Genomic DNA, 13156 nt, shown 5'->3' with positions numbered 1-13156 from the left:
ACTGGCTAAGTATTGAGCTGTGGATAACATCTTGTGGGGCTTTCCGTGCGGCGCGCCACGACATATCGTGGCCACTATGACCAATGCCCCCCGATTCATTCACCTGCGCACCCATTCCGAATACTCGCTGCTTGAAGGGGCGATGCGCCTGAAAAAGCTGCCCGGCATCGTGCGGGACGCGGGTATGCCCGCCATTGCGCTGACCGACACGAACAACATGTTCGCCGCTTTGGAGTTTTCAGTGGGCATGGCGGGGGCCGGGGTGCAGCCCATCATCGGCTGCCAGGTCGATCTGCAATACGTCACCCCGCGCCCCGGCGAACGCCCGCGCGATCCCGCGCCGCTGGTGCTGCTGGCCCAGACCGAGGTCGGGTATGAGAACCTGATGAAGCTCAACTCGTGCCTCTACCTGCGCGAGGGCTCGGAGCTGCCTCATGTCACGGTCGAAGAGTTGGCAGGCCATTCGGCGGATGTGATCTGCCTGACTGGCGGGCCAGACGGCCCCGTCGGTATGCTGTTGCAGACGGGACAGGTGCCTGCCGCGCAAGCCCTCATGGACCGGCTCAAGGACATCTTTGCCGACCGGCTTTATGTCGAGTTGCAGCGCCATCCTGGCGAGGGCGGCCAGCCCGAGGCAGAGCGGCTGACGGAGCGTCCGCTGATTGAAATGGCCTATGCCATGGACCTGCCGCTGGTGGCCACCAACGATGTCTATTTCCCCAAGCCGGACATGTATGAAAGCCACGATGCGTTGATCTGCATCGCCGAGGGCGCCTATGTCGACCAGCAGGAACCGCGCCGTCGCCTGACCGCGCAGCACTATTTCAAATCCCAGGCAGAGATGGTCACGCTGTTCGCCGACCTGCCCGAAGCCATTGAAAACACGGTCGAGATCGCGCAGCGCTGCGCCTTCATGGCCTACCGCCGCGATCCGATCCTGCCCAAATTCGCCGATGACGAGGTGGAGGAGTTGCGCCGTCAGGCCAATGACGGCTTGCAGGACCGGCTCAAGGTCATCCCGCACGCTACATCGGTCGAGGACTACCAGAAACGGCTCGATTTCGAGTTGGACATTATCGAAGGCATGGGTTTTCCGGGCTACTTCCTGATCGTGGCCGACTTCATCAAATGGGCCAAAGACCACAACATTCCCGTGGGGCCGGGTCGGGGCTCGGGCGCGGGGTCGCTCGTGGCCTATGCGCTCACCGTTACCGACCTTGACCCGCTGCGCTATGCCCTGCTGTTCGAACGGTTCCTGAACCCCGAACGGGTGTCCATGCCCGACTTTGACATCGACTTCTGCATGGACCGGCGCGAGGAAGTGATCCGCTACGTGCAGGAGAAATACGGGCGTGACAAGGTGGGCCAGATCATCACCTTCGGCGCGCTTCTGTCGAAGGCCGCCGTGCGCGACATCGGGCGCGTGCTGCAAATGCCCTACGGCCAGGTGGACCGGCTGTCGAAGCTGATCCCGGTCGAGGGGGTCAAACCGGTCAGCATCGAAAAGGCGCTGAAGGACGAGCCGCGCCTGCGCGAAGAGGCGCGGAACGAGGAGGTTGTGAACCGCCTGCTCACCTACGGCCAACAGGTCGAGGGGCTGCTCAGAAACGCCTCCACCCACGCTGCGGGTGTGGTGATCGGGGACCGCCCGCTTGACGCGCTTGTGCCGCTCTATCAGGACCCGCGGTCCGACATGCCCGCGACCCAGTTCAACATGAAATGGGTCGAACAGGCAGGCCTCGTCAAATTCGACTTCCTGGGCCTGAAAACCCTGACGGTGATCCAGAACGCGGTCGAACAAATCCTCGGTTCGGGCCGCAAGCTGCATGTCGCCGCCGATGGCACCGAACTCTATACGCCGGCGGATGGGATGGAGAATGACATTGGCGGCATCCCTCTGGATGACGAAGCGTCATACAAGCTCTACGCCGCGGGCAAGACGGTCGCCGTGTTCCAGGTGGAAAGCTCGGGCATGATCGACGCGCTCAAGCGGATGAAGCCGGACTGTATCGAGGACATCATCGCCCTCGTCGCCCTCTACCGCCCCGGCCCGATGGAAAACATCCCGAAATTCTGCGAGGTCAAGAACGGGCTATCCGAACGCGACACCCTGCACCCCTCGATCGACCACATCCTGGACGAAACCCAGGGCATCATCGTCTACCAGGAACAGGTGATGCAGATCGCGCAGGAAATGGCGGGCTACTCGCTTGGCGGCGCCGACCTGCTACGCCGCGCGATGGGCAAGAAAATCCAGGAGGCGATGGACGCCGAGCGCCCCAAATTCCTTGCGGGCTCCAAGGACAACGGCGTGGACGAGGAGAAGGCGCTGGAGGTCTGGCATCTCCTCGACAAGTTCGCGAACTACGGGTTCAACAAATCACACGCCGCGGCCTACGCGGTGGTCAGCTATCAGACGGCGTGGCTCAAGGCGAACCACCCGGTTGAATTCATGGCCGGGGTGATGAACTGCGACATCCACCTGACCGACAAGCTGGCGGTGTATTTCGAAGAGGTGCGCAAGGGCCTCGACCTGCCCTGGGTGCCGCCCTGCGTGAACCGCTCGGATGCCACGTTCAAAGTGGTCGACGGCGCGTTGGTCTACGCGCTGGGCGCGCTGAAAAACGTAGGCGTCGAGGCGATGCGGCTGGTGCAAGAGGCGCGCGAGAGCAAACCCTTCGTCAACCTCTTTGACTTCGCCCGCCGGGTGGATCTGAAGAAGGTCGGCAAGCGGCCCCTCGAAATGCTGGCGCGCGCCGGGGCCTTCGATCAGCTGGACCCCAATCGCCGCCGGGTCTTCGACGCGCTGGATGCGCTCAGCGCCTATTCGGCTGCCGTCCACGACCAGAAGAACTCAAACCAGGTTTCGCTCTTTGGGGATGCAGGCGACGACCTGCCCGAACCGCGCCTCTTGCCCATCGACGACTGGCTGCCCGCCGAACGGCTGGGCGAAGAACACAAGGCGGTCGGCTTCTACCTCTCGGGCCACCCGCTCGACGACTACATGGGTCCGCTGAAACGCAAGGGCGTCATCACACTGGATGAGGTGACGGCCAAGGCCGAAAGCCAGCCGCTGGTCGCCAAGCTGGCGGGCGTGGTGGCGGGGCTGCAAGTGCGCAAGTCGGCCAAGGGCAATCGTTTCGCCTTCTGCCAGATGTCCGACACGACGGGCGCGTATGAGGTGACTTTGTTCTCCGAAAGCCTGGAAAAATCTCAGGACCATCTGGAAACCGGCGCCAAGGTCATCGTCACGGTCGAGGCAACCATGGAAAGCGACCAGCTCAAGCTGCTGGGCCGGTCCGTGACGCCCGTTGATACGGTCGTCGCGGATGTCGGCGGCATGGGCCTGCGCATCTTTGTCGAGGCGCCCACGGCGCTGGCATCCGTCGCCACCGTATTGGACGGGGCCGCCAAGTCGGCCAAGGGGGCAGGGCGCGGGCCCATCACGATCTGCCTCATGGATGACAGCCTGCCGGGCGAGGTCGAGATGGACCTGGGCGCGGACTTCCCGGTGACCCCCCAGATCAAGGGCGCGATCAAATCGCTCTCCGGCGTGGTCGAGGTGCAGGACCTGTAACTCGATCGCGAGGGGCCTTGCTGGACCTTATCCCGCATTGGCGCTAGAACCTCCCGAGGGGATATGGAAGCCACGAGGGAGGATATGCGCGTCATGCGATTGGGAGTGTCATGCCTTGCGCTCGTGCTTCTCGCCGCCTGCGGCGACCCGCTGCGCGGGATCGACCGGGTGTCGGAGGGCGCGACGTTGCCCGATGAGCCCGGTGCGAACGTCCGCCCCACGGACGAGGAACTGCGGAGGCAAGAGAGTGTGCTTTCGGGCCTTTTCCGGGCACCCGCTGAGCCAACAGGCGACGCTGACGTCGCGAACCCATCCATGGACGAGACCGGCGATCAGCCAACGGTGAGTGGCGAAGGATCCTCAAATGCGTTGGCCGCTGACGGCGCAGATACACCAGTTGCACAGCAACAGGTCGCGCCAGCCTCGCGCGGACTTTTGGGATGGCTGCGCGGCGCAGGTCAATCAGAGACGACAATCGCTGCGCAAGAGCCCGCCGAGGCTGAGACAGCGGAAGATCTGCCGGTTCAGACAGCGGCCCTGGCCCAAGATGATCTCGTGGAGCCACAAAAGCGGCGCGGCCTCTTCGGCGCTGCGGGCCCACATCGCCGCGCGGGCCCGGATGCAATGGATGTTGCACCCGGCATGGTCGTGCCGTTCGGTCAAATCGCGCGCAATTGTGACGTGACGCCCGCTCAGGTGGCGACGCGCATCGACAAGGCTGCTGGCCGCGCGCGTGGCTTCGCGCTCTACGACACGACACCAGACAGCACGGCGCCCCGCACCTTCTATGTAACAGGGTTTGCAGACAGCTGCGCACGCCAGTTCACCGCCGCGCTCGCCATGTTCGGAGAACCAGCCTTTCATGAACAGCTGCGTTATGGGCTGCCGGCGGACGAGTACCCGTACTCAACGACGGACGAAGCCTATGAAAAGCTGAAGCGCCGTGTCTGCAATGTCGGTCGAAATAAGCCCTGTGGCAATCGCATCGACCGGCTGTCGGGCAACACAACGTTCATCAGCGCTTACGAGAACTTTACCGACAACGGGCGTTGGGCGGACATGTTGTTGCACGATGGTGCAGTCCTGGCAGCCGCGCTCAAGACACCCTGACTGCGGGATTTTTTGCAAAGCGGACCCTTCGGGGAGGATTTTTTAAAACCAGAGAAGTAGACGGGTCCGGCCCTTGATCCAACCGAACCAAGGGCCTTCTCCGGTTACGCCGGTTCGCATCCCTGCTCCCGGCGCTCAGGAACAAAAACGCGTCTACCTTAACAATTGGTGAATGCGTCCATCTTCTCTGGTTCTAAAAAATCCTCCCCGAAGGGCCGATCCGCAACCGGGCCGATGGCTTCAATAATGCGGCGGACGCTCGTCCCCGATCACCATACCACCGCCGCCATCCGCCTCACGCTGCGCCTCACGTTCCATCAGCATCTGCACGCGGCGGGTCAGCAGCGCAATTTCCGTCTCCTGCCGCGCCACCACGTCCGACAACTCGTCCACTGTGCGCTGCAAATGCGCGATCTGTTCTTCCAGCTTTTCCATATCCCCCTCCTGCCACCTCAAGCCCCGCTTGCCCAGCCCCCATGCCTGCGCTATCCCCGCGCCCGAACGCAAAGCCGGAGCGCCACCATGGCCAAGCCCAAGAAAACCCCTCGCCCCAAAGCGCAAACGCCCAAGGGGTTCCGCGACTATTTCGGCACCGATGTCACGGATCGGGCCGAGATGCTGCAGACGATCGCCGGGGTGTACCATCGCTACGGGTTTGACGCGCTCGAATCCAGTGCCGTGGAGACGGTCGAGGCGCTGGGCAAGTTCCTGCCCGACGTGGACCGCCCGAACGAAGGGGTCTTTGCCTGGCAGGAAGAAGACGGCGACTGGCTCGCCCTGCGCTACGACATGACCGCCCCGCTCGCCCGCGTCTATGCCCAGCACCGCAACGATTTGCCCAACCCGTATCGCCGTTACACGATGGGCCCGGTCTGGCGCAACGAAAAGCCCGGCCCGGGACGGTTTCGCCAGTTCTATCAATGTGATGCGGATACAGTCGGTACGGCCAGCATGGCCGCGGATGCCGAGATCTGTGCGATGCTCTCCGACACGCTGGAGGCCGTGGGGATCCAGCGCGGCGACTACGTGATCCGCATCAACAACCGCAAGGTGCTGAACGGCGTGATGGAGGTCGCGGGCCTTGCCGGTGACGACAAGGAAGCCGAACGCGGCATCGTCTTGCGCGCCATCGACAAGCTTGACCGGCTTGGGCCGGAGGGCGTGCGCGCGCTGCTGGGTGAGGGGCGAAAGGATGAGAGCGGCGACTTTACAAAGGGTGCGGGCTTGGGCGATGCCGAGGCAGAAACAATCATGGGTTTCACGGATGCCAAACGCGATACCGGCCCTCATACCGTCGCGCGCTTGCGCGAACTCGTCCATGGTTCCGACATCGGCGCCAAAGGCGTCGCGGAACTCGAAGAAATCGCCGCCCTCCTCGACGCCGCAGGCTACGGCCCCGACCGTATCGTCATCGACCCTTCCGTCGTCCGCGGCCTTGGCTACTACACCGGCCCAGTCTACGAGGCCGAACTCACCTTTGATGTCCAGAACGAGAAGGGCCAGACGGTGCAGTTTGGCTCCGTCGCGGGCGGGGGGCGCTACGATGATCTGGTCAAGCGGTTCACCGGGCAGGAAGTGCCTGCCACCGGCGTCTCCATCGGGGTCGACCGGCTGCTTGCGGCCTTACGCGCCACCAAGCGCATCGGCACCACCGAACAAGGCCCCGTTGTCGTCACCGTCATGGACCGGGATCGCATGGCCGACTATCAGGCCATGGTCGCAGAACTGCGCAGCGCGGGCATCCGGGCCGAGGTCTACCTGGGCAACCCGAAAAACTTTGGCAACCAACTCAAATACGCGGACAAGCGGAACGCCCCCATCGCCATCATCGAAGGCGGCGATGAAAAGGACCGCGGTGTCGTGCAGATCAAGGACCTGTATCTGGGCGCTAAAATCGCGGAGACGGCAACGCACGAGGAATGGGCCGAAAACCCCAGTCAATTCGAAGTGCCGCGCGATCAGATGCGTGCCAAGGTGCAGGAGATCCTGAACCAATGACCGAGGCACGCCGACGGGCCTATGCCCTGCGCGACCACTTTGTGGCCCGAGGGGCGCAGGCGGTTGAACCGCCGATCCTGCAACCGGCGGACCTGCTTCTTGATCTTTACGGCGAAGACATCCGCGCCCGCGCCTATGTCACCTCCGACGCGCTGCACGGCGAGCAGATGCTGCGGCCCGACTTCACCGTTCCCGTGGTGCAGATGCATATGGCAGATGGGGCCGAGCCCGCGCGCTACACCTATGCGGGCGAGGTGTTCCGGCGGCAGGAACACGACCCCGACCGCGCCAATGAATATCTGCAGGTGGGCTACGAGGTCTTTGACCGTGCCGATCCCGCAGCGGCGGATGCAGAGGTCTTCGCTCTGATCGCCGACGCCATACAGGGCCTCCCTCTGCGGGCTGCGACCGGAGATATCGGTATCCTCATGGCTGCGGTTGATGGGCTGGATACATCGAACAGGCGCAAGGCCGCGTTGCGCAGGCACATCTGGCGCCCCCGCCGCTTTCGCGCTCTGCTTGACCGGTTCTCGGGTCGCAGCGACGTGCCCGCCACCCGCGCGGCCCTGCTTGCTGGTCACGCCCAAACCGATGCCCCGCTGACCGGCCTGCGCAGCCAGGCCGAGATCGACGCGCGGATCAAGGCGCTGCATGAGGATGCGGCAGAGCCGCCCTTGTCCGGCGCGCAGATGGATTGTCTTGATGCGCTTCTGAATGTCCGCGAAACGTTGCCCTTCGCACTGGCGCAGATGCACGACTTATGCGTCGACCTGCCTGCCATCCGCACGGCGGTGAAACGGGTCGATGCGCGGGCCAAGGCTCTGGGCGAACGGGGTGTTGACGTGGATACTCTGGAATTCGAGACGAGCTTTGGGCGCACCTCCATGGAGTATTATGATGGTTTTGTCTTTGGCTTTTATGCCGATGGCCGCCCCGACTTGCCCCCCGTCGCGTCAGGTGGCCGGTATGACGCGCTGACCCGTCATCTGGGCCAAGGGCAGGAAATACCCGCTGTCGGTGCAGTCATCCGACCGGGTTTGATGGCCGAGTTGGAGGGGGCGCCATGATCAAACTTGGCGTGCCGTCCAAGGGGCGGCTGATGGAAAAGACGTTTCAGTGGTTTGACAGGCGTGGAATCACCCTGATGCGCACCGGATCCGACCGCGAATATGCTGGCGCCGTGGATGGCATCGACGGTGTGTCTCTTGTCCTGCTCTCGGCTGGGGAAGTGCCGCGTGAACTGGCCGCCGGTCGCATTCACCTTGGCGTCACAGGCACCGATCTTATTCACGAAAAGCTGCCGCTTTGGGAACAGCAGGTCGAACCCATGGCCGAAATGGGTTTTGGCCATGCCGACCTTGTGCTCGCCGTGCCGCAGGGCTGGGTCGACGTTGATCTGACGGACGACCTTGATGCTGCCGCTGCCGCGTTTCGCGCAGCGCATGGGCACCGCCTGCGGATTGCGACCAAGTATCACCGCCTGGTCCGTGACTTTTTGCGCGACGCGGGCGTTGCGGACTACGCGCTTGTCGACAGCCAGGGCGCGACCGAAGGCACGGTCGCCAATGAAACGGCGGAGGCCATCGCCGACATCACCTCGTCCGGGGATACGCTGCGCGCCAACCACCTTAAGATCCTGAGCGACGGTTTAATCCTTGCCAGTCAGGCGACGCTCTGGCGCAGCCGCGTGGCTGATATGGACGACGATGATCGGAGCGTGCTGCGCCACTTGATTGACCGCGTGTCCTAGGCCCTTGGCTGCATGGTCCCCCAACCAACAGCGATCAGGCAAAGCACCTTCACCGCTTCGAGCGCAATAAACACTTGGTGGCGCTGGCTCGTCGTGTCGTAGGGCTCTCCGGCGATAATCAGGTCGCTGCGCGCCTCCAACATCGGTTGCACTGCGAGCTGCTGGATCAGGAACAGGACAACGGCCAGCATCAGCAGCAAGGTCGGGCGCAGTCGGGCCACCGCGGACACGACAGCGATGCCGGCCAGGCCCGCCCATTCTACATACCCGATCCATGTGAATTGCGCCCGTCCGACCTGCAGCGCGAGAGACAGGTCCAGCGCCTCTACCGTGAACTTCGCAGGGGCCGCCACAAGGTTGCCGCCGATACAGGCGCCCGCCCACACAAGGGTCAGCACTGTCAAAAGCCGCAGTGCTGTTGCCTGCGCCATGATCTTACAAGACCCCGATCTCGGCCAGCGCCCGGTTCAATTCGACCGGCAGCGGCTCCTCGCGCGCGCGGCCTTGCGGCAGGTCAGGTGGGCTGTCTTCGGGCTTGAGATACCGCCAGCCCTGGAAGGGGCGCTTCAAGGCGGATTGCACCCGGATAAGCTCCTGATCCGACACGATGGCGCAGCGCCGAATGCCGTCGCTGCCGATCACTTCATCAAGGCGCAGAATGCGTTGGCGGCAGGTCACAACACCCTTGACCACCCAAAAGATCGACCCACCGTTCAATATCTCGGCCTCGCGCTTGGGCCACATACGGGTCACATGCCGCGGAAGGCCATCCGCCGTCTGCGCGCGTTTCGTGGACTGCCACGCGACGAGGTCGTCGTAGCTGTCGCTGCCCACCGACAGCTTGATCAGATTTATGTACTTATCCACAGAGTCGTCCCCAAGCCACACTCTATATTGTAGCGTGTATCGACGCTTCTGCAATCTGTTGGGGTGTGCTACTGTGGTGATCTTCTGCCGACCGATAGATTCGACCGCCACCATGGGGATGCTCCGATGACACGCTTCGCCGCGCCGATTGCCGAACAGATCTGGGACATGAAGTACCGCTTCAAGGAAGCGGACGGAACGCCGATCGACGTCACTGTCGAAGACAGCTGGCGGCGCATCGCACGCGACCTGGCGAAGGTCGAAAAGGATCCCCAAGCGTGGGAGCAGACGTTCTACAACGCCTTGGAAGATTTCAAGTTTCTGCCCGCAGGCCGCATCACCGCCGGGGCCGGGACAGCCCGCTCTGTCACCCTGTTCAACTGCTTTGTCATGGGCACGATCCCCGACAGCATGGGCGGCATCTTCGAGATGTTGAAAGAGGCGGCGCTGACCATGCAGCAGGGCGGCGGCATCGGCTATGACTTCTCGACCATCCGACCCAAAGGGGCGGGGGTAAAGGGCGTGGCCGCCGATGCGTCCGGACCCCTTAGCTTCATGGACGTGTGGGACGCGATGTGCCGCACGATCATGTCCGCTGGCAGCCGCCGCGGCGCGATGATGGCAACGATGCGCTGTGACCACCCGGACATCGAAGAGTTCATAACCGCAAAATCAGACGCCGCCCGCCTGCGCATGTTCAACGTGTCCGTGCTGGTGACGGACGCATTCATGGACGCGGTCAAGGCGGACGGATCGTGGGATTTGGTGTTTGACGGCACCGTCTACAAGACCGTAGAGGCGCGTGATCTGTGGAACGGGATCATGAAGTCGACCTATGACTATGCCGAACCCGGCGTGATCTTCATCGACCGCATCAATGCCGCCAACAACCTGAATTATTGCGAGACGATCGCCGCCACGAACCCGTGCGGCGAACAACCCCTGCCACCTTACGGTGCCTGCCTGCTGGGCTCGATCAATCTGGCCCGCCTTGTCACCCAACCCTTTGAAGACGCAGCGAAACTGGACGAGGCCGCACTGACCGAATTGGTTGCAACGGCCGTGCGCATGATGGACAATGTGGTCGATGCGTCGCGCTTCCCGCTGGATGCGCAAGCCCGGGAGGCGCAAGCCAAACGGCGCATCGGCCTTGGTGTCACCGGCCTTGCAGATGCGCTTTTGATGCTTGGTCTGCGCTACGGCTCGGACGATGCGGCGGCGCAGACTGAAAGCTGGCTCAAGTCCATCGCCCGGGCCTCTTACCTCGCTTCCGTCGACCTGGCGAAGGAAAAGGGCGCTTTCCCGCTCTTTGACGCCGAAGGCTATCTGGCCAGCGGCACGATGCAGATGATGGATGCCGATGTGCGCGATGCCATTGCCGCGCATGGCATCCGCAACGCGCTCCTGACCTCGATTGCGCCGACAGGCACCATTTCGCTTTATGCGGGCAACGTGTCTTCGGGAATCGAACCGGTGTTCGCCTATGCCTACACCCGCAAGGTTTTGCAAAAGGACGGTTCGCGCACCGAAGAGGAAGTGGTTGATTACGCAGTACAAATGTGGCGCGACAAGTTCGGCGATTCCGAGCTGCCGGATTACTTTGTCAACGCCCAGACGCTGGCCCCCGGCGACCACGTCAAGATGCAGGCGGCGGCGCAGAAATGGGTCGACTCGTCCATCTCCAAAACGATCAACTGCCCAGAGGACATCAGCTTTGACGCGTTCAAGGATGTCTATATGCAGGCCTGGGATACCGGCTGCAAAGGGTGCACGACATACCGGCCCAACGCTGTCACGGGCTCTGTCCTGACCGTGGCGGAAGAAAAACCGGCCGAGGCGCCTGTCCTCGCCAACAACGACGCAGAGCCCATGCAGCCCCATGGCGACGTGATCTACATGGCCGAACCGCTGGATCGCCCCAGCGCGCTTGAGGGGAACACGTACAAGGTCAAGTGGCCCGACAGCGAGCACGCGCTCTACATCACCATCAACGACCTTGTCATCGGCGGTCACAGACGCCCGTTCGAGGTGTTCATCAACTCCAAGAACATGGAGCACTTCGCGTGGACGGTTGCGCTCACTCGCATGATCTCCGCCGTGTTCCGGCGGGGCGGGGACGTCTCGTTCGTGGTCGAAGAACTCAAGGCCGTGTTCGACCCGCGCGGCGGGGCCTGGATGCAGGGCAAATACATCCCTTCCATCCTGGCCGCGATTGGTGGCGTGATCGAACAGCATATGATCCAGATCGGTTTTATCGAAGGCGAGGGTATGGGTCTGAAGTCTGACCCACAGGCCGAGGTTGTGGGGCTGGACACGCCGCGCGGCAAGGCTTGTTCAAGCTGTGGCAGCTTTGAGATGCGCATGATCGAAGGGTGCATGACCTGTGCTGCGTGCGGGTTCTCGAAATGCGGATAAGATGCTGAACTTGGTTCGCATCTTGTTTGACATAGCAAAACGTGACCATTCCTGAGGTTTTTTGACCTCTCGACACAGATCAAATGGCCACCGAGAGCACTTCTTTCGGTGGTTTTCTTTTGTATTCAATGCGTTGACTGGATTCAGCGCATAGGCCGCCTCTAAGCTGACCGAAGCATTGGGGCACTGTGCAGACGCCTTGCTATGCGCAGCAGATGTTCCCTAAAAGTTCCGCAGGGTTCCGGAACCTTTCAGATCTCACCGCCCGACTGATTTCGGCTTGGGCGACCTGCGCGAAGTGGTCTTCGCGCCTTGAAAGGACTCCACCATGACCCGCTGCACAACGACCATTCCCTTTCACAACCTGATCTTCATGGACGACATCGCCAAGCTGCGCGACGTCGAGGAGCGCTGGAAGAGGTTCCTCAAGCATTACCGTCGAGAGGCGCAGGAGGCGGATCTTGCGGAGGGGAAGATCACAAAGGAAGATCTGGTCCCTCCTTATGACCTGCTCGACGAGTTTGACCGCCGCCGCATCAAACGCCGCGCCATGCGCCTACTCGAACGCGCGCATTCCAAGACGGGCATGTACCACCTGAGTGAAGAACACCGCGCCCGCCTGACGCCCCTGCGCGGCGGATTGCCGGTCGCCAAGATCACCACCGAGCACGAGGCCGACGAGATCGCGGCAGCCCTTCACGCCGAGATGCCTTGGATGGCCCCTGCGACGGAAGAGGTGTGGCACGGCTTGCGCGCATCAGCGCGTGAGCAGCTACCAGGAGCCCGGTTCAATCCACTTGTCTTGGTCGGTTCACCCGGGATCGGCAAGAGCTTCTGGGCCCGACGATTGGCGCATCACCTGAATGTCCCAACGACCAAGGTCGAGGCCACCGGAGAACCCGCCGCCTTTTCTATCGTCGGTCTACAAAAGGGCTGGGGCAGCGCATCGCCGGGCAAGCTGGTGCAAACGGTGCTGCGGGACCGTCACGCTGGGCCGCTGATGATCGTGGACGAGGTCGAGAAGGCTGATGAAGTGTATTCGAACAAAGGCTCACGACACACGCTCACCGATGCCTTGCTGCCCCTGCTCGAACGGATGACCGCCCGTGAATGGCAGTGCCCGTTCTTTCAGATACAAATGGATATGTCTTGGGTGAACTTCGTCCTGACGGCCAACAGCCGCAAGGGCTTGCCTGAGCCCTTTCAAAGCCGCTGCGTCGTTCTGGACCTGCCCGACCTGACGCCGGAGCAACTTCGGCACTTCGCGATCGCGGAAGGCACGCGACGCGGCCTCCCTGAACCAGCGCTGGCAGCTCTGCTCGACGTCTTCGATTGCGGCGCCATCTCGAACGCGCGATTGAGCCTGCGCACGGTCAGCCGGATGTTGGACAGGGCGGAGACCTTGGCCCACCGACCGATGCTGAACTGAAAGGCCGAAA

General features: G+C 62.6%; 10 protein-coding genes. 7 read left to right on the top strand and 3 right to left on the bottom strand.

The features are described from left to right. The first annotated feature begins 76 nt into the window (after window positions 1–76). The gene (dnaE, locus tag BWR18_RS12755) at window positions 77–3577 is read left to right on the top strand and encodes a DNA polymerase III subunit alpha (protein WP_076628744.1); all 3501 of its coding nucleotides are present in this window, start codon (window positions 77–79) and stop codon (window positions 3575–3577) included. A 63-nt stretch (window positions 3578–3640) separates the two neighbouring features. Then, the gene (locus BWR18_RS12750) at window positions 3641–4687 is read left to right on the top strand and encodes a hypothetical protein (protein ID WP_076628743.1); all 1047 of its coding nucleotides are present in this window, start codon (window positions 3641–3643) and stop codon (window positions 4685–4687) included. Between the two features lie 240 nt (window positions 4688–4927). Here BWR18_RS12750 and BWR18_RS12745 read toward each other — a convergent pair whose 3' ends face one another. Beyond that, a complete protein-coding gene (locus BWR18_RS12745; RefSeq protein WP_076628741.1) occupies window positions 4928–5122 on the bottom strand; it encodes a SlyX family protein in 195 nt (64 codons plus the stop codon). Window positions 5123–5209: 87 nt separating this feature from the next. Between BWR18_RS12745 and hisS the strand changes: the two genes are divergently transcribed. Genes hisS through hisG form a run of 3 tightly spaced genes read left to right on the top strand, consistent with a single transcriptional unit; the run spans window position 5210 to window position 8435 of the window. Further along, window positions 5210–6685, top strand: a complete 1476-nt coding sequence (gene hisS / locus BWR18_RS12740) for a histidine--tRNA ligase (RefSeq protein ID WP_076628739.1) — start codon at window positions 5210–5212, stop codon at window positions 6683–6685. Continuing rightward, entirely contained in the window at window positions 6682–7752 is a 1071-nt protein-coding gene (locus BWR18_RS12735) for an ATP phosphoribosyltransferase regulatory subunit (protein WP_076628737.1), read from the top strand. The genes hisS and BWR18_RS12735 overlap by 4 nt, the downstream gene beginning before the upstream one ends. After that, complete coding sequence (hisG, locus tag BWR18_RS12730) at window positions 7749–8435, top strand: ATP phosphoribosyltransferase (RefSeq protein WP_076628736.1); 687 nt, start codon at window positions 7749–7751, stop codon at window positions 8433–8435. Before BWR18_RS12735 ends, hisG begins: the two co-directional genes overlap by 4 nt. Here the strand turns inward: hisG and BWR18_RS12725 are convergent. Beyond that, the gene (locus BWR18_RS12725; protein WP_076628735.1) at window positions 8432–8866 is read right to left on the bottom strand and encodes a hypothetical protein; all 435 of its coding nucleotides are present in this window, start codon (window positions 8864–8866) and stop codon (window positions 8432–8434) included. The two genes, hisG and BWR18_RS12725, sit on opposite strands and share 4 nt — an antisense overlap. Before the next feature lie 4 nt (window positions 8867–8870). Next, window positions 8871–9302 (bottom strand): DUF1489 family protein, encoded by a 432-nt coding sequence (locus BWR18_RS12720; RefSeq protein ID WP_076630303.1) that lies wholly within the window; start codon window positions 9300–9302, stop codon window positions 8871–8873. Window positions 9303–9428: 126 nt separating this feature from the next. Here BWR18_RS12720 and BWR18_RS12715 point away from each other — a divergent pair, with 126 nt between their 5' ends. Beyond that, on the top strand, window positions 9429–11717 hold the full coding sequence (locus tag BWR18_RS12715; protein ID WP_076628733.1) for an adenosylcobalamin-dependent ribonucleoside-diphosphate reductase: 2289 nt from the start codon (window positions 9429–9431) through the stop codon (window positions 11715–11717). 328 nt (window positions 11718–12045) lie between these two features. Beyond that, window positions 12046–13146, top strand: a complete 1101-nt coding sequence (locus BWR18_RS12710; RefSeq protein ID WP_076628731.1) for an AAA family ATPase — start codon at window positions 12046–12048, stop codon at window positions 13144–13146. Window positions 13147–13156 lie beyond the last annotated feature (10 nt).

The sequence above is a fragment of the Tateyamaria omphalii genome (genome assembly GCF_001969365.1).
Classification (GTDB): Bacteria; Pseudomonadota; Alphaproteobacteria; order Rhodobacterales; family Rhodobacteraceae; genus Tateyamaria; species Tateyamaria omphalii_A.
The sequence above is the reverse complement of the archived record's forward strand: the minus strand, read 5'-3'. Positions and strand labels throughout refer to the sequence as shown.

Bases quoted from the DNA above. Each gene is read 5' to 3' on its own strand.
- dnaE (WP_076628744.1), top strand. From the start codon at position 77: ATGACCAATGCCCCCCGATTCATTCACCTGCGCACCCATTCCGAATAC.
- BWR18_RS12750 (WP_076628743.1), top strand. From the start codon at position 3,641: ATGGAAGCCACGAGGGAGGATATGCGCGTCATGCGATTGGGAGTGTCA.
- BWR18_RS12745 (WP_076628741.1), bottom strand. From the start codon at position 5,122: ATGGAAAAGCTGGAAGAACAGATCGCGCATTTGCAGCGCACAGTGGAC.
- hisS (WP_076628739.1), top strand. From the start codon at position 5,210: ATGGCCAAGCCCAAGAAAACCCCTCGCCCCAAAGCGCAAACGCCCAAG.
- BWR18_RS12735 (WP_076628737.1), top strand. From the start codon at position 6,682: ATGACCGAGGCACGCCGACGGGCCTATGCCCTGCGCGACCACTTTGTG.
- hisG (WP_076628736.1), top strand. From the start codon at position 7,749: ATGATCAAACTTGGCGTGCCGTCCAAGGGGCGGCTGATGGAAAAGACG.
- BWR18_RS12725 (WP_076628735.1), bottom strand. From the start codon at position 8,866: ATGGCGCAGGCAACAGCACTGCGGCTTTTGACAGTGCTGACCCTTGTG.
- BWR18_RS12715 (WP_076628733.1), top strand. From the start codon at position 9,429: ATGACACGCTTCGCCGCGCCGATTGCCGAACAGATCTGGGACATGAAG.
- BWR18_RS12710 (WP_076628731.1), top strand. From the start codon at position 12,046: ATGACCCGCTGCACAACGACCATTCCCTTTCACAACCTGATCTTCATG.